Source organism: Pseudomonas zanjanensis (assembly GCF_014268745.2).
Classification (GTDB): domain Bacteria; phylum Pseudomonadota; class Gammaproteobacteria; order Pseudomonadales; family Pseudomonadaceae; genus Aquipseudomonas; species Aquipseudomonas zanjanensis.
In genome coordinates this window covers 18129-41342 of the sequence record NZ_JABWRB020000008.1, presented here as the reverse complement: position 1 = coordinate 41342, position 23214 = coordinate 18129, and the positions used below count along the sequence as shown (strand labels likewise).

The window sequence follows — 23214 nt, the reverse complement described above, 5'->3', positions numbered from 1 at the left end:
GTCGCGCTATTTTCTGGCTTGACTACTTCCTGGCCGTGGGGCTGTTGACGGGTGCGGATTTCGGTCGAGGTAACTTCTGAGCTGCGTTTTGTATTGATCGTATTCGAAAACCATCCGCTTACTGGGTATCGACACCTCACTGGGAATGATGCCGGAGCAGTTGATGCAGGCTATGAAGTCTTCTGCGGTGCCTCTCAATTTATCGGTGTATATAACGGTGTCAGAAAGCATCCGTTCAGCGCGGTCCGGCCAGAGTGCGACGATCGTGTTGACTACTCGAACCTCGGCATGGGTCCCGGGCGCACTCGCACGTGCTGGCAGGATTCCGCCCATGTTGTCGATATGGCTTGCGATCATCTCTTTCGTGCGAACCTGTAGCTGGTGGGCGTTTTCGGCGGTTCTGCTCAGGAGGGGGGAGTCCATCAGCAAATGGTCGGAGACTGTCACGTTGTGAGGGCTTGACGCGCCGTCGTATTGAATTGCTATTTCGTTTAGGTATGCCTGCGTGTCTTTGATTGAGAAAGTTCCATAGTCCAAGTAGTACTTGCGATCTTCATCGTTAGCCAAACTGGATCCTCGAAGTTCCACCGTCGCGCTGCTATAACCCCTGATGCTGCCCGAAGGTTTCGGTAGGTTGTAAGCTTCGCTGATTGCAATGTTATCGCTTTTGATAAAGCCATAAGAATGTGCGACTAGATTGCTCTCAGATTTGGCGTTCTTCAGCTCGCTCTTTCTGCTTAGCCCTCCTGCCTTGGGTTTGCTGTTCAGTGAGACGCTACGCAATATTTCTTCAGAGTGCTCCCTACCTGATTGCCTGAACTTTTCCATCGGTCGAGGCTTGCCTTTTTTATCGAGCGTTTTCTCAACTTTGATCAAGCCCTGATGATCGCTGAATCTCACGGGATTGTTTCCCACCATGCAGTACAGGTTCAATCCATCCACCGCCCCGGCCGGATCGGGACTGATCCAGCGTTGCAACCAAGGCGCATAGTACCGATGCCCGTAATAATACAACCCGCTGGCATCGCGTTCCTTGCCGGAGTAACGAATAGTCCGGTAATCGGCTTCCACGGCCGAGCGGGATGCCACCCAAGCGGTTCCTCCATAGGGCAGGTAACTTTCCTGGCTGATCAGGTCGGCCTTGTCGTCGAGTTCCAGTGAGCTGGAACCCAGATGATCATCGAGGCTATAGCGCAGTTGATTGGCCGCGATCCCGGACGGTCGGCCTTCGGTCCAATGCAGGTAACGCACGCTGCAGCGCCCGGCTTGCAGGGTGATGACCTCCAGGCGCTCGTTATGACGGGTACGGATTTCGAGGCCCGGCAGATAACGGGCTTCCTCTGTGTGGGACATCGCCGCGGTATGGGTTGTCTTGATCTTGCGCACGCGTTGGCCGCTGCTGTCATAGGCATAATGCTCGGTGTCGTCGGCACGGTTTTCACGCTTGACCAGCACCACGCAATCTAGTTGGTTGCGGCTATTCCACGCCAATGGCTGGCCTGGGCATAGGGCCTGCAGGTTGCCGTTGGCATCGAAGTCCATCGCTGTTTGGGTTGCGTCGTCGCCCTGGCTCCAAGACATGAGGCGATTGCTGGCGGCGGCCACGTTCAATGTGCGGGTGTAGTTATTCCCCTCGCGAACATGACGCAGTTCGGTCAGGTTGCCGCCATCGTCGTACGTGTATAGCTCGGTAAAGTTGAACAGTTGCGTGGGGTCGAATGGAGTCGTACCGGCGGTAGGAAGGGCGGGAGGGTGAATCAGTCCGGCGGCCTCACGCCCCGTGGCGCTGGTCAGTTGGTAAAGACTGTCATAAGTAAAGGTGCTGACGGGTTTTACCCGTTGATTGCTGTTGAAACGCTCCGGTTGGACGTTGTCGGTAATTTGCAACACGTTCCCCACGGCGTCGTAGGTGTAGTGGAGGTCTTGTAAGGTTTTGCCAGGCGCCGATGCGCTGAGCGACGTCAGTCGCCCGTTGGCTGGATCGAACATCGCGCGACTCGTTACACCATTGCCGGCGGTTTGCGATTCGACTTGGCCGAATGCGTTGTAGACGAGGTTCTCGACGATCGTTTTTTTAGCCTCGGTGCCTTTTATTTTCAGGCTCGCGGATTTGAGTTGGCCCGCGACATCGAAGGTGTAGTGCTGTTCGTGTCGAGCGGCATCGGTCTGCTGGATGATGTGTCCCAGTGCGTCATAGGACCAACTCGTTTTGTAGCCTTCGCCCTTTTCGAGAAGACCACCACGATCGTTCAAGTCGGTTGGCCAGTCAGGTTGTGCAGCCTCGATCAGCATGTGCCTTGTCTGGCCAAGCGGTTTACCGCATAACGCATATTCGTCGACGATCAACGTGCCCGCGCTGTCGTCGTGGCGAATGAGCGCGCCGCATTGATTGAGCGCCGCCGATTCCTGCGAGCTGTCGCCATAGCTCAGGCACTCGACTTTACGCAGCTCTTTACCCGCAGCTTGCTCCTCGACTGTGATCAGTCTCAGTTGGTTGTCGTAAGTCGATTGCCAGTGGTTTCCTCGCTGATCCCAACTGCGCAAAATCTGTCCGGCGTCGCCGGGCAGGTTCAGGCGCCATCCGGCGTCGACGCTGTTTACTCGCAATGGTTTGCCGGACAGGCTGTAGACGGTCGCAAGGTTGGCGTCAGTTGCGTTGGCAAGCCGAGGGTCGCGCTGGGCAATCAGCCGCCCGGCGACGTCGTACTCTTGCCGGCTGGCGCGCATCTGGGGTTTTTCGCCTTCCTTGCCTCGGCAGTAAGCGACCTGGCGCACCGGCAGGCCGCGGCCATCGACGGCGTTGATGGAGGGCGTCTTGCGATGAAGGCGTGCGCTCATGCCTCACCTCCAGCAGTCCGGGCATGTTCGGCCATGACTTCTTCCAGCGTGTCGTTTTCGTCCTCTTCCATCGTGTACCAAGGGTGACGGGTCTGTCGGCGCATCCAGCTAAGACCATTCTGTTTGGCGAGACGGGTGTGGGTAGGGCGGCCCAATGCGTCGTAGAACTGCTGGTCGCAATGGCCGAACTGCCGAAAGGATTTGTCGTTGATGTAGTGGTGCTGATCAGCAAAATAGGGACGGTAAACCCGGATCGCCAAGCCCTTGCTGTTGTATTCCACCCGTTCGCTGACGTGCCAGCGCGTTGCGGTGATCTGTTCCAGCGGTTTGCCGTCCTCGTTGAGTGTCAGTTCGCCCTTGGCATCCACGATGTAAGCGATGCCTGGTTCGACCCGCTGCTTACTTTGCAACAGGCGACCAAAGCCATCGAAGCACGTCATGGCGATACGGATTTGTTTCTGGTCGTCATCGGGGTAACGATCGGCAACGAGTGTGGCGATGTGGATCGGCTCACGTTTCGACGTACGAATTTCGTGTTTCAGTTTTTTATCGTCGGCAGAAAGTACCTTGAGTTTCGACAGCCGCGCGCGAGCCGAAGCGCGGATTTGCCCGGTTGGTAGTACGTCGCCTTTGGTCACACATCGCGCTAGCCAGTCGGTGTCTTTCAGGGCTGTCGCCGATAGGTTTCCCATCCAACTGAATGGTGCGTAATAGATGGCGGTGGCGGCGTCCTGCAGCGCGTCCTTGCTCTGCGTGATCGCTTCTGCCGGGCTTTTAGGCGAATGCTTGAACGCCGCGATCGGTTTGAAACCAACGGGGTTGTTGTTCTCGTCGCCGTAAAAGGTACTGGCCAGTATCTGGCCGAAGGCATCGGCAAGGCATTCCTGCACGTTACCGTTGGGGTCTTTGACCCATTGGGGCAGGAGACTACGGTAATCGTATTGCGCCTTGGTCGTGCAGCCATCGGGCAGTTCGAACCCGGTCACAAAGCAAGTGTATGGGTCGTAGCTGATCTTGGTCACGCCGTGGCTGTTGCTCGACTGCACGGTCTTGGTTTTGTAGAAACCTTCCAAGCCGGCGTAGGTCGAGAAGCCACTTTTGACTGACCAGAGCTTGCCAACTGGTCTGGCTGTGGCCAGGAACTCAGCCATGGATTGATAGCCAAGCTCCGTGAGCATTTTGTCGTCGGGTTGAGATACGGGCGGTTCTAGATGGAAGGCTTGTAGGGCGGTTTCGTCCAGCTCGGCGGTTTCCAGATGGTCGACCAGGGCTTCGAAGCTGGCGTTGCCGTCCGGCAGTGTTTCGTTGGCAGATGTCTTTTTGTAGCGTGTTACGGACAGACCGGTGAGAACGGCCTGGGCAGCCCAGCTTCGTTTCCTGACGCATTCGATAAGTCTCTCATAAGTAATATCCTTCGATGCCCGCCCTCCGTCATCAGGTGTCTTGGATAGTTTCAACGCGTTGGTCCGCTGGTGATAAGGCAAACCCAGGCGCCATCCTTGAGGTGCTTGCAGGTTGATGAATTCGGCGCGAGTTTGCGTCAGGTAGTAGAACTGTTGCGCGGGGTCATGAGCGTCCTGCCACCATTGTTGCTGGTCCGGGTCGCTGAATGGTGCGGCATCATCAGCCGTTTTGCGTCGGGCGTAGTGGACGTTCACGCTGTGAGTGACCGCACCGTACGGGTCATGCTGCAAATTGATCAGGTGCTGGCATTGTGGATCGTCGCTCTGGCCTTCGTATTGGTAGCTGATGGATTCCAGCAGCAGTGGCAACAGGGAAGCATAGCGCCGCGGGCCTTGGGGGGGCTGTTGCAGGCGAACCCGATAACGATTTTCCTGAATCGAGTACAGCGTCTTGGGATCGCTCCCTGCGTATGTCTCGCTGCGCAGTAAATGACCGCTCAGGGCGCGGCACATCTCAAGCCTGGTCGCTTCGTCCGGCGCGTCAACCAATGCGTCGGCATTTTCTTCATCTTTGTATCGGCACAGTAACGCTTTACCTAACGCCTTGGCTTGCGAATCGGCACCGTGATAGTCGCGTCGGTCCATGTCCAATGCCTGGCCGGTATGAAACCAGCTTTTTTTCAAGCAAGGCTCTGTGAAACCTGGCGAATCGGCATCGTTGGGATAGGTTTCATTGTCGGTTTGTATCAGCAAGCCGAAGCCGCGGAACTCCCGTTCGGCGCCATCGTAATAACCTTGGCGATAGGCAAAGCGCTGGGTCAGGCGATTACCGGTGATCTCGTCCCTCTGGACCAGGCGCGATACCAGATGCAGGGGCATCGGTACATGGCAGGCCAGTGACTTTTTGGCTATGACCCTCGAGGCTTTCTCGTCCAGCCATTCCTGGGCCGAGCTGCGATAAGTGATGCGGTTGGCGGCGCCCATGTTGTTGTAAGTGACGGTCAACAGATAGGGTTTTTCGTCGACAAAACCGTAGTGCCAATGTTGCGCAGGGGTCAGATGCGGCATGCTCAACACCAAGCTGGAGCAACCCAGCCCTTGCAGGTCGACGACGCTTACCTGGCATAAATTGTCGTAGCGCAGGCCGGCCGGCCAGGGCAGCTCAACTGCGGGAGCGAAGCCATTGCCACAGCGGTTCATGAAGATCAGCATTCGATCCGCTTGCAGATAGATCAGGTCGGCGGCGCCGGAACCATCCAGGTCCGCGAGACGGATGCGCGAGGCATCGAAGGTGGAGTAGGCGAGGCCCGGAAAATCCAACACGATGCCTTTGCCGAATCGCCCATGGCCCAGGTTTGGCCAGCACTTCACCTCGTTGTGGCGAATGCGCACCAGGTGTTGCTGGCCACTGCCGAGTAGATCACTGAACGCCACCAGCTCGGAAGGTGACCCGTTGAATACCGGCAGGGCATCGTCATCGTCGTCGCGAGGAACTTCCCGCGCCGTGGCGAAACCACCCTCGCGCTGGTTGGCATACAAGCGAACGCTGCGTGGGCCTATCAGGGCAAGGTCGCTGAGGCCTTCACCCATCAGGTCGGCCAGATTCCCTTTCGGACTGAAGAATTCGCTAGGAAACGCCTGGAAGGTCGCGAAGTTCGACCACTTGCGATCCGCTCCGAGCGAAAAGAAACCGCTGAACCCCGGTTGGGCAATGATCCAGTCCAGGCGGCCGTCGCCTGTGAGGTCACTCAATGTTTGGCGCAGCGTTTTCGCTGTGTCGGTGACAGGCGTCTTGGGCAGCTCTTGCCACTGACCGTAAGCCACTTCATCAGTCTTGGCTTTAGCGCGCATGGGTTCACGGTAATACCAGCCTGCCGCGCGTCGATGGAGCACGCCGGGCAACCCTTCACCGTACAAATCCACCAGTTGAAAACCCTGTTCGCCGTCGAGCCCTGGCACGCCCTCAAAACGTTTCCAGGCGCCCACATCGGTCAGGCCGTTGAACTCGCTGTAGCGAAATTCCATGGGAGGACGACTTTGAGGCGCTGCTTCGTCGCCGAACGCTTGGTCGTGCGCTGCACTCAGGAGGTTATATCCGAGGGAGGTCTGGCGGTACTCAAGCAGCACACGCCGTACGAGAACAGGATCGGCGCTCAACTTGGGGAAGCGATGAAACATCAATACCTGGCGACATAGGCGATCGGTACGTAGTTCGAAACCGTAGGCAAAGGTGGAAAACGCATCGCTACGTTTTTGCGGTTGCAGTGCTTCATAGCGTGGTTTTGTCTTGTATTCGGTGCTTCGCTCACCGTAGTCGAACACCAACTCGAAGTGCCATTGCTCCTGTGTGGGCGGATCTGTTTTCCAAGCATAAAGGCTGGCGTCGGCCTTCACATTGCCATAGCGCACATGGCTCAAATAGCGTTGGCTCCCGCCATTTCCCGCGTACACATATTGAATGTGCTCGCCATGTGTATTCAGGCTTTCCTCCAGCAGCCACTCGCCTACGCGGCTTGCGTCCTGGGGATCGGTCCGTCGCGACTGCGGAGTTTTCCCGTAGACATGGAGACTGCCATCGGCCCCGTGCACAAGCCAGTACCCTGGTTTATCCCCCTCCGATGCCCAATGTTCAATCCGGTCGAAACTGCTTGCTATTCTTGGCAGGTGACGCGTTACTGTGTAGGTCGTGCCCAGGTCCAGGTCGTTGTAGCGATTGACTTGAGTTGGACTGATGCCGTGTTCGGGCAACCAGACCACGCCGCTGGGGCCGACGATCTCGTCATCATCGCTATAGGTGGGCACGCCCTTGCTGGTGCGTCGCGCCACGCTGGGCAGCGACAGTCCCCAGCCGATACCGAACACGCCGTTGCCGGCCGAGCTGCCGTAACTTAAGGACAAGGACGGAGCAAAGCCTCGTCCTGGCGAAATCGGCAATGCAATCTCATAGGACGCGGTGCCGTGGGCGCCGACGTTTCCCCACCCCCTGCCAATGCTGTGGATGGCACCGCCGCCTTTGGGCAGGGCCGGCGCGGTAACCGGCAATGCGGGTTGCTCGTTCATTGCGCACCCCCGGCCCTGGCCGTATAGCTCACGTGCACGATGATGTCGGTCAATGATTCCAGCAGGTCTTTTTGTGCTTCAGGATTGGGGAAGGTCAGTTGCCACTTGGAGATCGCGCCGGTGTATTCGAACGGCAGGTAGCGTTCATCGTTGAAGTTCAGGGTGAACAGGCCGTTGTCGTCGACACCGGTGGAGAGGGCGATCTGTTGGTTGGCGCGTAGGTCCTTCATGACATTGCTCGAGTCATCAGGGGACATGAATACTTTGCTGGAGACCTGGGTCAGCGTGGCCCGGATGTTTTCGTACGGACCGACCACGGCTGGCAAGGAAACGCTGATGGTTTTGATGCGACGTAGATAATGTTTCTGTTCTTTGTAATCGTCTTCGAATAGCTTGTGGGTCAGCTCGAAATCGCATTTACCGGTCTTCAGCAGATTGGCTTGAATGTCTGCCCACTGTTTGTTTATCGCCGAATCCGTGCTCCGGCTCTGCAATTGACGCAGTGAAATCGTCTTGCGGATCTCCAACTCTCGCTCGCTGCGGCGCAAATATTCGACCTGCATGTTCAACAGGCTGAGTTTCAGTTGCTCGCCTGCTCCAAGTCCTCGATAGGTGGTATTCCATGTGTCGGGTTGGATGAATCGCCTGGTGAAATCGGCAATTTCGTATTGCCAGCAATTCTCGGTGGCGAAGCACAGGGCCAGCGTGGTGTCGTAGGCCAGGCGATAGAGGGCGGCAAACTGGCTGTTCAGCCATTGGTACAACTGTGCTTTGGTAAAGCGCTTGCTTAGAAAGTCGTAGTTGGCCTTGGTTTGGCTCAGGGTTGTTTCGGCCAGGCGCAGTTGCAGGCGAGTGGCGGTTTCCTGCTCGGTGAATTGCGCCAGTTGTGCGTCAATCTGGGCCAGTTCGAGCTGTGATTGATCATAGGCGTGACTCCAATCCTCCCGGCGGCGATCGAATATGGCCTGACGGTCGAGGTCGGCCGCGATCGTGCGGTTTATGATCGCGGCGCTATGGGCGGCCGCAGAGGCGGAGAGCAACGGCCCCTCCCAACGGCTGCCGCCAACACAACCAATCCCCACCATGTTTGGAGCCAGCATCGTATACCCCGCCGCGACTTGGAAGGCCAATGCAGCAGCCTCAAACGAACCGCTGGATATGGAGTACACACTGACGTCCATTTCCTTGCGACTTAGGCCATCGTCCAGCAGTTTTTTGTAATGGGTTAAGCGGTTTTGAGCAATTGCCTGGCTGGCGAGCAGCGCCTGGCGATTTTGACAATCGATATTCACTGCTTGGCGTTGCAGGTCGACCGAAATTTTCGCCAGGTTCCAGGCTTGCTGCTGCTGTAGCTCTTGTAGCTGTGCCTGCTCCTTGCGCTCGATCAGCGACAGCAGCGTGGCGCCAAATTGGCTGAGGCTTTCTACTGCGCTCAAGGCCTGGTTGTGCATGACCGAGAACCGATAGTGCGGGATAGCTGTGCCCGGCAACCGTCGAACCGTATTGTTCAAAGTATTCAAGACCGCGGGGCTGAGCAATACGCGAGGGTCCAGAGGCGCTGCGAATATCGGCAGATGCAGCGGTTTGCCAGCAATGTCGAGGTTGTGCCGCAGGTTGTACAGGCGGCTTTCTGCAATGTCCCAGCACCGGAGCAACTGCGGGTGAAACGGCAGGCGCAAATGCGGGCTGTCGATGGTTGGCAAGGACGGGTGTGAAGTGCCCTCATGAACCGACCCTGACGGTTGAGAATGGGCAGATGATTTTTCAAAGTCACGTAAGTCGCCACTGGTCTCTTCGCTCAACGCTTGTAGGCTGAGGACAGTCCAATGATCGACCGTTTGAACGATTGGGCGTGGTCCCAACAGATCCAGCACCCGCACGTACCACAGCTTTGCCTCGCTGAGGCTGTCAGGGGTTAGTTCGCGGTAGGCGGCGTCGCCTCGATTGATCAGGATGTCGAGGTACAGGAAGTACAGCGCCTTGCGAAAGTGCGCTGGATGACTGAGCGCGATCTGATGAGGGTCATGGGGCGCCTGGTCTACATATGAAGGAGTACTGCTATTGATTAATGGAACGGCTCTCCAGCAGCGTTCTTGGCCGAGACCTGGATCGAAGACGCGGCGCAACCAGCGCTCAGCCTCCTCGTAGCGCTGTTCGGCGTTCAAGCGATGGGCGACCAGCCATGGCAAGTAGAGGAAAAGTTCGGTGAAGTAACGGCCGTAAGGGCCGTGGAAGTCCATTTCGTTGTTGGTTTCGCCGGGTATGGCAGGTTCAGGCAGGAGTTGTGTTGTGTAGTCGAACAATTCGTTCAGGCTGCTTTCGGTGCGACTGATCAGTTCCGTGACGAACACGGTGTTCAACCTGATCGGCTGACGCTTTTGTTTTTCTGTGTCGTTTTTTTCAATGCTAGAGTTGGCAAAGTCAATGTACTGGATAGTCCCTAGGCTGGAGGTCGATTTGATATCCGGAGATTTAGAGGTCGTAGGGGCCAGCTTGATTTTGATAGCTTTAAGGGCGGAGTAGATTTTTTTTTCGGGTTCGCTTGGGCGAATCAGTGCTATTCCGCAATAGACAATATCATTATCCGAAATGTCTCCTTCGTTCCAAGTGTATTCGAAAGCATTCGGCAGCTCTCGGCCTGCGGAAGACTCCGCTTTCACGGTTAGCTTCGTATGCGTTGTTTCAGGCGTAGAGTCGGGACGAAGAATTACATATTGAATCAGTAGCTGCTCAGAGAGTGATAGGGATATTTTGCCAAAATCGTAAGGTTCGGATGTTTTTTCCTGTAATTTGATGCCTTCTATATGTGTGCTGCCCTGACGATCATCAACGCCGCTGTCGACCAAGCTCATCAAGTATCGTAATGCGGCTGTCGAAATGAATCGCCCATAAAGACTTTTATTGCTGTTGGATAATTTGAAGCCTGGTGAGTTTTTATTATCTTTGAGGACGTCGGTTAGGTCCCCGAGCGACAATGTATGGGTTCGCTCATCGAGCAAATTGTCGTGGACTATATGGAGCCTCGAACCCAGACTAAGCCTTATATAAGGTGTTTCGGCAAGGCGTTCGGCAGGGATGTTCAGTTCAAGCGTAACTCTGGGAGTACGAAAAGCCGATGAAGTAATAGAGAAAGTGATCGTTTTACCATAAGGCTCACTATGGACGGGGGGGGTAAGGCGACGATTTGTAGCTATACGTAGCGTTCGAAAAGAAGGAGTCGTGAAGGTTATTTGCTTCTGGTAAGAAAAAATATCCGACTTGGAAAGCTTCATGTTCCTGGGTTGGGTAGCATCCGAAATTATAATTTTTTCTTGTGAGGCCGCTCTTGTTTGGAATCGACGGGTGCTGGAGTCGATATGGGATTTTTCCTCAGTAGAGTAGGCGTTGTATTTGTCTTGGGCTGTTCCCTTTGTCGTGGCTAAACGAACGGGAAGGCTCAGCAAGTTTCTGCAGATACAGGTTGTGCCAATAAAAATTAAATTATCGGTGTGAGAAGATTGTGTTTCGGCTTTTGGCTCATAGGCACACAAGGAGAGAAAGAGCACGTCGCTCGCGTCTTTGCGATGCGGTACCGCAACAGTATTTACCAATGACTTGATCGTATCCATGTCCTTGTCTGCAAGCGTATCGTCGTTGCAATAACCTTGCAGGCCTACGCGCGGTGTACTCCAACTTCCATCTTGTTTTTTAAAGCAATAGCACAAGCGCAGTAGCGGATGACTCACATGGTGGGGCGTGGCTTCGGCGGCTGAAGAGGCGTTGGAAGCCGACTGATCCTGGTGGATACATTCCGCCCAGATAACGAACAGACGATTGTTGAACCAAACAGGACGAATCGAGTGTTCGACGGCGCTTTCGGAAATGGGCACATCGGTTTTTTCCCAGTCCGACCAAGCGTTCGGATCCGGCTGGTCCAGTTTGGCGGCGACTGCAGGGGGCGGCGGTAACGTACCGTCCAGCGGACGTTGCCCCATGTTCAACGAGCGCCAGAAGTAGGTGCTTTCAGTGCGGGACTTGGCGATAAAGTAATAGGTGCTGTTGGCAAAATCTGCACCGTCGATGTAGCCATTGAGAATATTCAGGTTGGCGATTTCTTCGAATCGGGTCAGGTAGGCCATGACCGCCGATTGAACCGCGTCGGTCTGGATCCGGTTCTGGTTGAGCTCGTTTTCCAACTGCTGGAAATTGTCGCTCTTGTTATTTCTCAGGACAGGGTCCAGGTAACTTGCAGGGAAATAGAGCAGCTTTTGATGAGCCGCCCAAACGGGATATTGATGCATCTCGTTGCGCCACGTTTGCATCTGCTCGGGCGTGATGTTTGCCTGGTCGTAGCCAGGCTCCATATTCATCAGGATGCGATTGATGTATTGCTGAAGGCTGGCAATGGCGCAGGCCACAGGCGTGGTGGGCACATCCTGACTGACCAGCACGTCCAGCAGCCAGTATTCATAAAGGTCTCGGGCAGTCTTGAGTCGCACTGTTCCTGGCAAGCTTTTGCCCGGCGCGATTTTGTGTAGGTAGAACGCCAACTGCGCATCGCGCAGGCTTTCATCCAGCTGCTTTTTCATGGCAACGGTCATATTCAATCCTTGAATAAAAAATGTGCACTTCAATGGCTCGCAGCGATCAGGCCTTCACCGACTATTTTCCAGTCCTGCACCAGGCTGTCGTTATTGAGTGCGGCGGTCTTGAGCAGCAGGCTTGCCGACAGGCCAGTACTCATGCAACACGCCTGGCAGCGCATGACCCAATCCACATCTTGCATGGTGGTGGCGCGTCCTGAAGGCAGTTGGGCTGTCAGGCAACTCACTTGCTCAACGTTCCAGCCCAGCAGGTGGGCCAACAGTCCGTTGGCTGTCTCCGCTGAATGTTGTGACAGGTCTTGATTGGCGAGTTGGAAGTAATGCAACAGGTTTTCTTCTGACTGCGCCTGATGTCTTGCGCAATGACTGAACCGTTCGAGTAAATACAACGTTTGGGGTTTAAGCGTTCCCGAACTGTTCGAGGCTAACCACGTGGGGTGGTCCATCAATGTCTGTAGCGTGCCGCTGCTCAGATGTAAGTTCTGGCAGGCTTGCGCGGTGCGAAGCACGCGTGCCAGCAACGGGGAGACTTCGCCGTCAGGTGCGATGATGGCCTCGACAATTTCCTCGGCATTCGTCTCGGCCATTTTCATCACGAAGGGGGAATACTCGGCGGACAAGTCATCGCTATCGTGCAGCAGTGTTTCTACCAGGCGTTGGTCGTCTCTGGTGAGCTTGGCGTGCTCTCGAAGTGCGGCCAGTCGGTTTTGCAGATTTTGATTCAACGGTAAGTCATCTCGGGAAGTGTCGAACAGGCGACACCACGCCAGCACATCGAGATGGTTTTGCTTGAGCCAGTCCACTGCCCAATCCATCGCCATCAGTACGTCGAGAATGTCGGGGGACGTAGTGTCCAGTGCCCCCGTCACCAACGCCCGACAGAACTTATCCCCACCGAGTAACCGAGCCAGTTCCGTGCACTCAAGAGGCGATAGTCCGAACATCCGTGCGATACGGGCCTGACGGTAGAGCGAGGAGATCGTCGGCAAATCCTGTTTCAATGGCAGGTATTTTTTAGTCTGTTTCACAAGCAGCAACAACGCATCTTCAGTGATGGCAAGTCCCAGGCCCGCGCCGAGATAGCTGAGCATCTTTAGGTCGGTGGTTTCGAGATCCGTCGCCTGCCCTTCCCACGCAGGGCTTTCGAGCAGGCGGGTGCGATTGAATACCTGGTCAAACAACGAAACACGCTCTGCGCTAGCGCGAGCCGGCATTTCGCTGATGAGCGAGGCAAACTCGTCTGCTGTGATGCCATGGCGCCGCGTCATGTACTGATAGACCCCAAGCGCTCGCAAGGTATTGGCGCTGAGTGTCATCGCGGTGTTGCCTTCCGAATACATGATATTGATGAGCAAAGTATCCAGTTCGGCAAAGGAAATACCCGTCCATTGCTGCAGGCGGATCATTCGCTGCATGCGGTCGAAACGTTCGAAGGACTTGTGACTGAACCCTTGTCGGGTCGTTTGGGTTTCAAGCTGTAGGGCCGGGGACGAGTAGGGGCCATTGATGTAAGTAGCGTCCTGGCGGCTACGAGTCGAGGGCGGGCTGTTGGACGAGACATGAGGGCTGTACCGGCCATGCCCCAGTAGTTGCTCGACCTGTTCCGTCGTAAGCCCGGTGCGTTCCTTGAAGAATTCGAGATCGCCCAGGCGCCCAACTTCTTCAGTGCCGTAGGATATTTCCAGGACTTCGAAATCGGTTTGCGAAGCGAGCGGTGCGAGCAAGATTTTCTGCTGCTGCGGACTGAGCCCTGAAAGCAGTTTTTGAGCTTCGATACGTGATTGCGAAACTTCCCCGTACGTTGAGCCGTCCTGGCAAAACGGAAGCTTGAGACTGATCCGGTAATCCACTTCGCCCAAGGTTGGTTTGCCTGAGCCCAACCCAAGCAGGCATTGATGATGGTGCAGGTCATAGGGCAATGAAAAGGGATAGTGCGCGCTGGCCAATGCCTGATGGACTGTCGTCCCCTTATCGAGACTGGCCTCGATATGGCTGCGCAACGTGTCGTTGACAATGTTGAGCATGGGGCGTGGAACCAAGGCACTCTGTGGATCGAGCATCAGTATGTCGAGATCCGCTCGACGTGATGCCAGGGATATCTTGCGGCCATCCGTGGAGCTGCCTTCCAGCCGCCTGGCGAACAGGTACAGTGCACGCAGGTAGGCCACGGGCGAGTCGATCGCGGCGATGTCACCGTCCTTGCAGAATTGATCCCAGTTTTCCTGAAACAGCCCTTGATAGCTGATCGGCTCTGATGTTGGGTCTGAATCCAGGCTGCGTCGGACACGGGGCTTGGCGTCGCTGGAGGAGAGTTGATGCTCCAGGTACAAGCGACTGATCCTTCGGGCATGGCTCTGCGCGTTGTCGTAGGCCTGCTCGGCATTCGCATCGCAGTACCTGGCGACTTCCTGGACGAACTGCGCCTTGGTCATGCGCACAATGTCGAACACCGATGTCACGCCCATTTGTTCCAGGGCGGTTTTCAAAGCGGTTTTCGTGGCGTCCTCACCGTCGTGGGAGCCAACGAGCCTATGCAACAGTAAGTTGTTGCTTACGTCCATGTATTGCCATCTCCTGTGCGAACGGAATGTGCTTGTCCAAGCGAAAACCGTACAGGAGCGGGCAAAAAAAGGCGGTAGGACCGGGGGCGGGAGATTTGTACGAAAGAGCGATTCGTGGGGCGTGCTGATGCAAACCCTGTGGGAGCGGGCTTGCTCGCGAAAGCGGTGGGGCAGCCAGCATTGAAGTTGACTGACCCACCGCTTTCGCGAGCAAGCCCGCTCCCACAGTGCGTAGGGTGTTAGACCCGGAAGTGGCTCACCATCATCTGCAACTGATTGCCCAACCGCGCCAGTTCCACACTGGAGGCAGCGGTCTCTTCGCTGGCGGCGGCGGTCTGTTCGGAGACGTCGCGCACGTTGATGATGCTGCGGCTGATCTCTTCAGCCACGGCGCTTTGCTGCTCGGCGGCGGCCGCGATCTGCTGGTTCATCGACTGGATGTTCGACACCGTGCGGGTGATGTTCTCCAGTGACACACCGGCCTTGCGAGTCAGCGCTACGCTGCTGTCGGTGAGGTTGCGGCTGTTGTTCATCACCGCAGCCACTTGCTGGGTGCCGTTCTGCAGGCCGGCCACCAGGCCTTCGATTTCCTCGGTGGATTTCTGCGTGCGCTGGGCCAGGCCACGGACTTCGTCGGCGACGACCGCGAAGCCACGGCCTGCTTCACCGGCGCGGGCGGCTTCGATGGCGGCGTTGAGCGCCAGCAGGTTGGTCTGTTCGGCCACGGCCTTGATCACGTCCATCACCGCGCCGATTTTGTCGCTTTCCTGTTGCAACACGGTCATCGCATCGGTAGAACGCACCACCTCGCTGGCCAGGCGCTCGATCTGGGCGATGGCTTCGCTGACCACCTGATCGCCGGCGCGGGCTTCACCGTCGGCGGCGGCCGCGGCTTGGGAGGCTTCCTCGGCGTTGCGCGCCACTTCCTGGACGGTAGCGGTCATCTCGTGCATGGCGGTCGCGACCTGGTCGGTCTCGACTTTCTGGCTGTTGACCCCGGCGCTGGTCTGCTCGGTCACGGCGGACAGTTCTTCGGCGGCGCTGGCGATCTGGGTCACGCCATCGCGGATGCCGCTGATCAGGTCACGCAGGGTCACGCCCATGCGGGCGATGCCTTGTTGCAGCACACCCAATTCATCGCGGCGGGTGACGTTGACGTTCTGCGACAGGTCGCCGCTGGCAATGCGTTCGACCACGGCCAGGGTTTCGCGCAGTGGGCCGGTGATCTGACGCGTAATGATCACAGCGGCAATGACACCGACCAGCAGCGCCAGGAGGGTGCTGATCAATTGCAGGGTGCGGGCCTCGGCGCTTTCTGCGTCGCGGCGGTCGAGTTGGATCTGGTACAGCTGCTCGCTCAGGGCCACGATGGTCGCGCCCTGGTCGGTCATTTCCTTGCGGGCCTGCACCACATCGGCGGTGGCCGCTTTGAAAGCCTGCACGGCGCTACGGTATTGGGTCAGGGCGTTTTCCAGCTGGCGCAGTTCATCCTGGCGGGTGCTGGAGAAAAGTTCATTCAGTGGCTTGAGCGAAGCGATGGCGGCGTCCAGTTGGGCGACGGCCTTGCGTTCAGTGTCGGCGTTGCTGTTGGCGGTGTAGCCGCGCACTTCATAGCGGGCCAGCATGAAGGCCTGCTTGGCCTCGGTGATGGCCTGGAACTGGGCGAAACGTTCATCGCTGAGGGCCATCTGGCGCACGTCGGCGTCGATGGTCTCGATCAGCTTGTGGGCGACCTCGGCGTTGGTGCCCATGACATCGCGGGCGCTGTTGCCGGTGCGGTAGGCGCTGCGCATTTTATTCAGGGACACCTGATAGGCGCCGATGACTGCGCTCTGCTCCTTGAGCAGCTTGACGTTTGCCGGGCTCTTGAAGCTGCTGAGCAAGGCGTTCTGTTGCGCCACGAAACCATCGAGGGTGGTCTGCACATTTTGTGCGACGGTCTCGTCACCGTTGGCCAGCATGTATTGCAGGCGAACGACGCGCAGCTTGGTCAGGCCGGCGTTGAGCTGGGTGATGTCGCTCATCCAGTTACTGCGATCGATCAGCCCGCCGAGGCTGGTCCAGCTGGTCAGGGCCAGCAGGCAGGTCAGTACCAGCACCAGGCCAAAGCCCAGGCCCAATTTCATGTTGACGCTAATGTTGCCAAACCAGCTATTCATCAATTCCTCCAGGAACGTTGTGCTGCTTGATCGTCGGTACGCTGGAAGATTGTTGTTGTTAAGAGCCAGCAAAAACGTGTGCAGGCCTGTATCGGCCGCTGGTCCTGGATCTGAAAGTTTTTTTCCGAGTATCTGTGGGAGCAAGCTTTGCTCCCACGCCAAGTTTTTTTTCACATCGCTTTCACTGCCTGCCTACGTCGGCCTCTCTACTGTCGCGCCATCGAATCACTGGGTGGATGCCGTCGGGGCGGCTTGATGTGGAACTGAGACTGAGTTTTTTCGGCCTGACGCGCTCGATCGATACGAGTCGCTTCGCCCGTTACCAAAACACGATGGTCGTGCTGGCATCGGCGCTGCTGGTCATCCCGCTGGTCTTCTGGCTACTCAGCCCGGCGGCGGTGCCGGACCTGGCCCATGGCAACGTCGCTGGCGCCCGGGCCTTGGCCGAGGGCTGGGCCAAGGGCGAGATGATTGTGCTGGTGCGCCATGTCGAGCGCTGCGACCACTCCAAGGCTGCGTGCCTGAATGACCGCGAAGGCATCACCGACCGCGCCCGCGCCGTTGCGGTGGGCCTCGGTGCCCGCTTCGAACAACTGGGCCTGGACAACGTCGACCTCTACAACAGCCCACGGGTGCGCACGGCGCAGACGGCGGGGTACATGTTCAACAAGGTGAGTGCCGGTGACGATTGGCTGTTCAACTGCCGACATGATCTGCTGCGCAATGCCTTGGCCCACAAGGTGGCCGGGCGCAACCTGATCCTGGTCACCCACAGCGAATGCATGCAGGCGATGGAAACCGCGCTCCAGCGCCCGACTTCCTCGTTCGGCTATGGGGCTTCGTTGTTCGTTTCCAGCGCCCAGCCACAAGCACCACGATTGCTCGGTTTTATCGAAGCCTCCGATTGGCGCTCGGTGACATTCCAATAAATTTTCCCCTCGATCAGGACCGCTCATGCTGACGTCTGCTCGCGCCCGTTTCTACGGGCTCAACCTCGGAATTCCCCTGGCCTGTGCCACCGTGGTGTTCCTGCTGTTCGACCTGACCCGTATCGACATCGCCATCAGCGATCTTTTCTACGACCCGTTGCACCAGGTCTTTGCGTTGCAGCACGAGCGCCTGTTTGAGCAAATCACCCACAAGTGGGCGAGGATCATTCCGAACTGGACGGGCGAGGCGGCGATTGTCGGTGCACTGCTGTCGTTTATCTGGCCGTTGTTCAAGCCGGAGAAACACCCCGCATTGCTTCGTGTGCTGGACAAGGCCAGGTTGACCAAACCGCTGCGTTTTGCCCACAGGCACCGTCGCGATTTTCTCTATGTGGTCTTCGCCTTTTCCCTCAGCACCGGCGTCATCCATTACCTCAAGGGCCACACCAGCGTGTATTGCCCGGTGGAAACCACCCAATACGCCGGCAAGATCGAGCACAGGGAATGGTTCCAGAATTTCGACCTGCTGAAGGTCGCCGGCGGCGGTCGCTGCTGGCCCGGCGGTCATGCATCCGGCGGCTTCACGATGTTGGCGCTGTATTTCATCGCCCGGCGCTACCGCTGGCGGCACTCCAAAGCCGTGATGTATGGGGCGCTGGCCTTGGGGTTTGTCTATGGCACGACGCGAGTCCTACAGGGCTGGCACTACATGTCCCACACCTTCTGGGCGGGGATCTTTGTCTGGTTGAGCTGTTGGCTGATGGCGTTGCTGTTTTATGGGCGAGCGGCCTTGGAACAACCGGTGTCGGGCAACGCCCTTCGTCAGCCTGAACGCCAGGCAAAAAAAAGCCCGCTGGGAGCGCGGGCTAAAACCTTAGTTTCTTGAATGAGCGAGGCGACTTTACCGAATCACGCGGGGGCGTGGGGTGAAGAAAAGTTCATGGGGCCGGCGCCTTGCACGACCCCATGTCCTCGGACACTTTTCACCTGAGATCAAACCGATCCAGGTTCATCACCTTGACCCACGCCGCGATGAAGTCGTTGACGAACTGCTCTTGCGCATCCGCGCTGGCATAGACTTCGGCCAAGGCCCGTAGCTGGGCGTTGGCGCCGAAGACCAGGTCGACACGGGTGCCGGTCCATTTGACCTGGCCGGTCTTGCGGTCGCGGGCCTCAAAGGTTTCCTGAGTGTCGGAGAGTGGTTTCCATTCCACCCCCATGTCCAGCAGGTTGACGAAAAAGTCATTGCTCAACGTCCCTGGCCGTTGGGTAAAGACACCGTGCGCCGTATGGCCGACGTTAGTATCCAGTACCCGCAGACCGCCGATCAGCGCCGTCATTTGCGGGGCGCTGAGGGTCAGCAGTTGTGCCTTGTCGATCAGCAGCGCCTCGGCAGACACGCGGTACCGCCCCTTGAGGTAGTTGCGAAAACCATCGGCGATGGGCTCGAGAAAACCGAACGACTCGACGTCCGTCTGCTCCTGGCTCGCGTCCATGCGCCCCGGTGCGAACGGAACCGTCACGCTGAGCCCGGCATTTTTCGCCGCCTGTTCAATACCGGCGCTGCCGGCCAGCACGATCAGGTCCGCCAGGGAGATTTTCTTTCCGTCGGATTGAGCGGCGTTGAACGCGCTCCGGACCTTGTCGAGGATCGCCAGCACTTGAGCCAGTTGCTCAGGCTGGTTGACCGGCCAATCCTTCTGCGGGGCCAGGCGTAGGCGGCCACCATTGGCGCCGCCGCGTTTGTCGGAGCCGCGGAAGGTGGAGGCCGCGGCCCATGCCGTAGACACCAGCTGTGAAACCGTGAGACCCGAGGCCAACAGCTTGCCTTTCAGGGCGGCGACGTCGCTGTCGTCGACCAGCGGATGGTTGACCGCTGGAATAGGGTCTTGCCATAGCAGTTCTTCGTTGGGCAGTTCCGGGCCGAGGTAGCGTGAGAGCGGGCCCATGTCGCGGTGGATCAGCTTGAACCAGGCGCGGGCAAAGGCGTCGGACAGTTGCTCCGGGTTTTCCAGGAAGCGCCGGGAGATTTTTTCGTAGATCGGGTCGAAGCGCAGTGCCAGGTCGGTGGTCAGCATCGTTGGGTTGCGCCGTTTGGCCGGGTCGTGGGCATCGGGAATGATCCCCGCGCCCGCACCGTTTTTCGGCGTCCATTGGTGCGCGCCGGCCGGGCTCTTGGTCAGTTCCCACTCGAAGCCGAACAGGTTCTCCAGGTAGTTGTTGCTCCAGCGGGTAGGCGTGGTGGTCCAGGTGACTTCCAGGCCACTGGTGATGGTGTCGGCGCCCTTGCCGGTGCCGAAGGTGCTCTTCCAGCCCAGGCCTTGCAGCTCCAGGCCGGCGGCTTCGGGCTCGGCACCGACATTGTCCGCAGGTCCCGCGCCGTGGGTCTTGCCGAAGGCGTGGCCGCCGGCAATCAGTGCCACGGTTTCTTCGTCGTTCATCGCCATGCGGCCGAAGGTTTCTCGGATGTCCAGCCCGGCGGCGACCGGGTCCGGCTGGCCCTCGGGGCCCTCCGGGTTGACGTAGATCAGCCCCATCTGCACGGCGGCCAGCGGGTTCTCCAGATTGCGTCCGTCGTCAGTGCGGCTTTCTTCGTTGCCAGGCTCGGCGACCAATTGGCCTTCGCCGGGATCCTGCATGGCGGCTTTGTCGGGCTTGCCGTAGCGAACATCGCCCCCCAGCCATTTGTTTTCGGAACCCCAGTAGACGTCTTCCTCGGGCTCCCAGACATCGGCGCGGCCACCGGAAAAACCGAAGGTCTTGAAGCCCATGGACTCCAGCGCGACGTTACCGGTGAGGACGATCAGGTCGGCCCAGGAAATGTTGCGACCATACTTCTGCTTGATCGGCCACAGCAGCCGGCGTGCCTTGTCGAGGCTGACGTTGTCGGGCCAGCTGTTGAGCGGCGCAAACCGCTGCTGGCCGGAACCCGCCCCACCGCGCCCGTCACCGGTGCGGTAGGTGCCTGCACTGTGCCAGGCCATGCGGACAAACAGCGGCCCATAGTGGCCGAAGTCCGCCGGCCACCAGTCTTGCGAGTCGGTCATCAGCGCATTGAGGTCTTGTTTCAAGGCCTGGAAGTCCAGGCGCTTGAACGCTTGGGCATAGTTGAAGTCCTCGCCCATGGGGTCGGACAGCGAGGAATGCTGGTGCAGGATCTTCAGATTCAGTTGGTTCGGCCACCAGTCGCGGTTCGTCGTGCCACCGCCAGCGGCGTGATTGAACGGGCATTTCGATTCGTTTGCCATGGGAAGCTACCTTTGGTCGTATTCATCCAGCTATCCAGCCCGGCCGGGCTTCGGATAGCGACAGGCGAAATAAATGACACAGGGCGCAGGGCTCACAGTTCGCTCAACTGATTGTGTGTGGCGACACGGCTACGTGCGCTAGTTGCCAGTGCAATGGCCCACGGCAAGCCCAATACGTTTCTGAGCGCTTCGTATCTCTTTGTCAGGTTTCACCGGCCGGATTGCACCAGCCTGAATTCAGGCTAGTTCCCCTTTGCCAGATAGCTAATAGGCGCAGTATTAACGCTCGATAGGGTCAATCTTTTAACGAGGCCAAGCGGTGAGGCAGATGATGGGAACGGTCAACCGATAAAACGCATCACTGTGCGTACCAAGGTCGAAGCCATTCACTTAAGAAAGTGATGAACCCGTGGCGAGGGAGCTTGCTCCCGCTGGGCCGCGAAGGGGCCCCACAATGTTGCGGTCGCTGCGCAACCGAGCGGGAGCAAGCTCCCTCACCACGGATTTTCACTGCTTTAAATGAACAGTGTTGCGAACCTGCTCGTGCCTTACAGAAGTCTTTTTCCCCTGTGATTGTCGACGCTGTCTGTGAGACGCGTCTCTTTTTTGCGTAGAAAGTTTCCGCTCTCTTGAACCGAAGGCGATATGCAGGGTCTGGTGTGCGCGCATGGCTGTGCATGCCTGCTGTCATTTCTGTATCGAGGGATCGAACATGTCCGTATTTGCCTTAGGGACGAGGCTAGTCGTCGCGTCGCTGTGTTTTTTAGCGATGAACATTGCCGTCGCCGCGCCAACCCCCGGCGATACGGACCTGATCCGTGAGCGTCAGGACCGGCTGCTCGAAGAGCAGCGCCGACGTCTTGAAGAACTCAAGGACCTGCCTGGCAAGGAGGCGAAGCCGGCCCAGCCCACGGCACCTGTCGATACCCGTTGTTTCCCGATCAAGACCATAGAGCTCAAGGGCGCCGACGCCCTCTCCGAAAGCGAGCGCCAGCGCCTGCTCAAGCCCTTTCTCAACCAGTGCCTGGGCGTGCCGCAGCTTAACCAGTTGCTCAAAGTCATCACCGATTACTACCTGGAAAAAGGCCTGGTCACCAGTCGCGCCTACTTGCCGCAACAGGACCTGTCCAGCGGTCACCTGCAAGTGCTGGTGGTCGAGGGGCGCCTGGAAGGATTGAAAGGTGCCGAGAACAGTAAGCTGTCGGAGCGCGAGTTGGCGATGGCGTTTCCCGGCAAAACCGGCGAACTGCTCAACCTGCGTGAGATGGAGCAGATGGTCGATCAACTGAACCGCTTGCCGTCCAACCGTGCACAAATGGAACTGACGCCGGGGCAGAACATCGGCGGCAGCGAAGTGCGGGTCAATAACACCCCGCAAAAACCTTGGCGCGCCGGCCTGTCACGGCATAACGATGGGCAGAAAAGCACCGGCGAGCAGCAATGGGGCGCCTCCCTGGACTGGGACAGTCCCCTGGGCCTGGCTGACCAACTGGCCTTGCGCGGCGGCCACGATGCCGTCAGCGATCACCAGAAAACCTCGCGCAACGGCATGCTCTATTACAACCTGCCGTTTGGCTGGTGGAACCTGAGCTACACCTACAGCCAGAGCGAGTACCGCGCCGTGGGCCAGGCCAACGGCTTCAACTTCAAGCAGAGCGGCGACAGCCAGAACCACCAGGTGCGCCTGGAACGGGTGGTCCATCGCGACGCGGTGAGCAAGACCTCCCTCAACACGGGCCTGGCGTACCTGCGTACCAACAACTTCATTGAAGACAGCAAGCTCGCCGAGAGCAGCAATCGCATCAGCGAGGCGCAGTTCGGCATCAACCATGGACGGCGGATTGGCAATGCCTTCGTCAACCTCGACCTGGGCCTGCAACAAGGTATTGGCGCCCTCGATGCCCAGGGCGATCACGAGCCGGGGCCTGGGCTGCCGGATGCACGCTATCGCAAATACACCGCCACCCTCAGCTACCTGCAACCTTTTGAGCTGGGTGGCGAATCCTTCAGCTTCAGCAGCCTGATGACCGGCCAGCGCAGCGAAGACGTGCTGTTCAGCCCGCAGCGCATGAGCCTGGGCGGCCTGTCGTCGGTTCGCGGTTACAAGGACCAGACGCTGTCCGGCGACAGCGGCGGCTACTGGCGCAACGACTTGCGTTGGAGTCGTCCGGTGACACTGGAGTGGATGCGCCCGGTGTTCGCTGAATACGGCACCAGCCTCGGTTATGACCAGGGCGTGATTCGCGGTAATCGCTACAACGGCGACGAGCACGGGCGCATGTCGAGCAATTCGCTGGAGTTGTTCGCCCGTGGTGAACACCTGAACGCCAGCGTCACCTTCGCCCATTCCCTGGAACGCCCGGATGCCCTGACCGAGCGCGAAGCGCCGATCTACTTCCGCTTGGATGTATCCATCTAATTTTTGCTGCAACG

Annotated in this window: 9 protein-coding genes and 1 pseudogene; 3 read left to right on the top strand and 7 right to left on the bottom strand. The window is 58.0% G+C overall.

Translation table 11 applies throughout. The annotated features are described in order from the left end of the window. Positions 1-6: 6 nt before the first annotated feature. The 6 genes and pseudogenes from HU715_RS26090 to HU715_RS27750 all read right to left on the bottom strand — a co-directional run. A complete protein-coding gene (locus tag HU715_RS26090; RefSeq protein WP_186705943.1) occupies positions 7-2838 on the bottom strand; it encodes an RHS repeat-associated core domain-containing protein in 2832 nt (943 codons plus the stop codon). After that, positions 2835-7301 carry a SpvB/TcaC N-terminal domain-containing protein gene (locus tag HU715_RS26085; RefSeq protein ID WP_186705944.1) on the bottom strand — a complete coding sequence of 1489 codons (4467 nt, stop codon included), beginning with the start codon at positions 7299-7301 and terminating at the stop codon, positions 2835-2837. Before HU715_RS26085 ends, HU715_RS26090 begins: the two co-directional genes overlap by 4 nt. Continuing rightward, positions 7298-11881, bottom strand: coding sequence for a Tc toxin subunit A-related protein (locus HU715_RS26080; RefSeq protein ID WP_186705945.1), 4584 nt, complete (start codon positions 11879-11881; stop codon positions 7298-7300). Before HU715_RS26080 ends, HU715_RS26085 begins: the two co-directional genes overlap by 4 nt. 29 nt (positions 11882-11910) lie before the next feature. Continuing rightward, positions 11911-14445, bottom strand: a complete 2535-nt coding sequence (locus HU715_RS26075; RefSeq protein WP_186705946.1) for a Tc toxin subunit A — start codon at positions 14443-14445, stop codon at positions 11911-11913. A gap of 239 nt (positions 14446-14684) precedes the next feature. Then, positions 14685-15389 carry a methyl-accepting chemotaxis protein gene (locus HU715_RS27755; protein ID WP_434576621.1) on the bottom strand — a complete coding sequence of 235 codons (705 nt, stop codon included), beginning with the start codon at positions 15387-15389 and terminating at the stop codon, positions 14685-14687. 201 nt (positions 15390-15590) lie between these two features. Further along, positions 15591-16469 (bottom strand): annotated as a pseudogene (locus HU715_RS27750) (methyl-accepting chemotaxis protein); the annotation flags it as partial. Between the two features lie 371 nt (positions 16470-16840). Between HU715_RS27750 and pmrG the strand changes: the two are divergent. After that, positions 16841-17533: a lipopolysaccharide core heptose(II)-phosphate phosphatase PmrG gene (gene pmrG / locus HU715_RS26065; RefSeq protein ID WP_186705948.1), complete on the top strand. Its 693-nt coding sequence runs from the start codon at positions 16841-16843 to the stop codon at positions 17531-17533. A 25-nt stretch (positions 17534-17558) separates the two neighbouring features. Further along, positions 17559-18419: a phosphatase PAP2 family protein gene (locus HU715_RS26060; RefSeq protein ID WP_186705949.1), complete on the top strand. Its 861-nt coding sequence runs from the start codon at positions 17559-17561 to the stop codon at positions 18417-18419. Between the two features lie 97 nt (positions 18420-18516). Here the strand turns inward: HU715_RS26060 and katG are convergent, their stop codons facing one another. Continuing rightward, entirely contained in the window at positions 18517-20781 is a 2265-nt protein-coding gene (katG, locus tag HU715_RS26055; protein ID WP_186705950.1) for a catalase/peroxidase HPI, read from the bottom strand. 712 nt (positions 20782-21493) lie between these two features. Between katG and HU715_RS26050 the strand changes: the two genes are divergently transcribed. After that, positions 21494-23200, top strand: a complete 1707-nt coding sequence (locus HU715_RS26050; protein ID WP_186705951.1) for a ShlB/FhaC/HecB family hemolysin secretion/activation protein — start codon at positions 21494-21496, stop codon at positions 23198-23200. Positions 23201-23214: the final 14 nt, after the last annotated feature.

Bases quoted from the DNA above. Each gene is read 5' to 3' on its own strand.
- HU715_RS27755 (WP_434576621.1), bottom strand. From the start codon at position 15,389: ATGACCGCTACCGTCCAGGAAGTGGCGCGCAACGCCGAGGAAGCCTCC.
- HU715_RS26090 (WP_186705943.1), bottom strand. From the start codon at position 2,838: ATGAGCGCACGCCTTCATCGCAAGACGCCCTCCATCAACGCCGTCGAT.
- HU715_RS26080 (WP_186705945.1), bottom strand. From the start codon at position 11,881: ATGACCGTTGCCATGAAAAAGCAGCTGGATGAAAGCCTGCGCGATGCG.
- HU715_RS26085 (WP_186705944.1), bottom strand. From the start codon at position 7,301: ATGAACGAGCAACCCGCATTGCCGGTTACCGCGCCGGCCCTGCCCAAA.
- HU715_RS26060 (WP_186705949.1), top strand. From the start codon at position 17,559: ATGCTGACGTCTGCTCGCGCCCGTTTCTACGGGCTCAACCTCGGAATT.
- pmrG (WP_186705948.1), top strand. From the start codon at position 16,841: ATGCCGTCGGGGCGGCTTGATGTGGAACTGAGACTGAGTTTTTTCGGC.
- HU715_RS26075 (WP_186705946.1), bottom strand. From the start codon at position 14,445: ATGGACGTAAGCAACAACTTACTGTTGCATAGGCTCGTTGGCTCCCAC.
- HU715_RS26050 (WP_186705951.1), top strand. From the start codon at position 21,494: ATGTCCGTATTTGCCTTAGGGACGAGGCTAGTCGTCGCGTCGCTGTGT.
- katG (WP_186705950.1), bottom strand. From the start codon at position 20,781: ATGGCAAACGAATCGAAATGCCCGTTCAATCACGCCGCTGGCGGTGGC.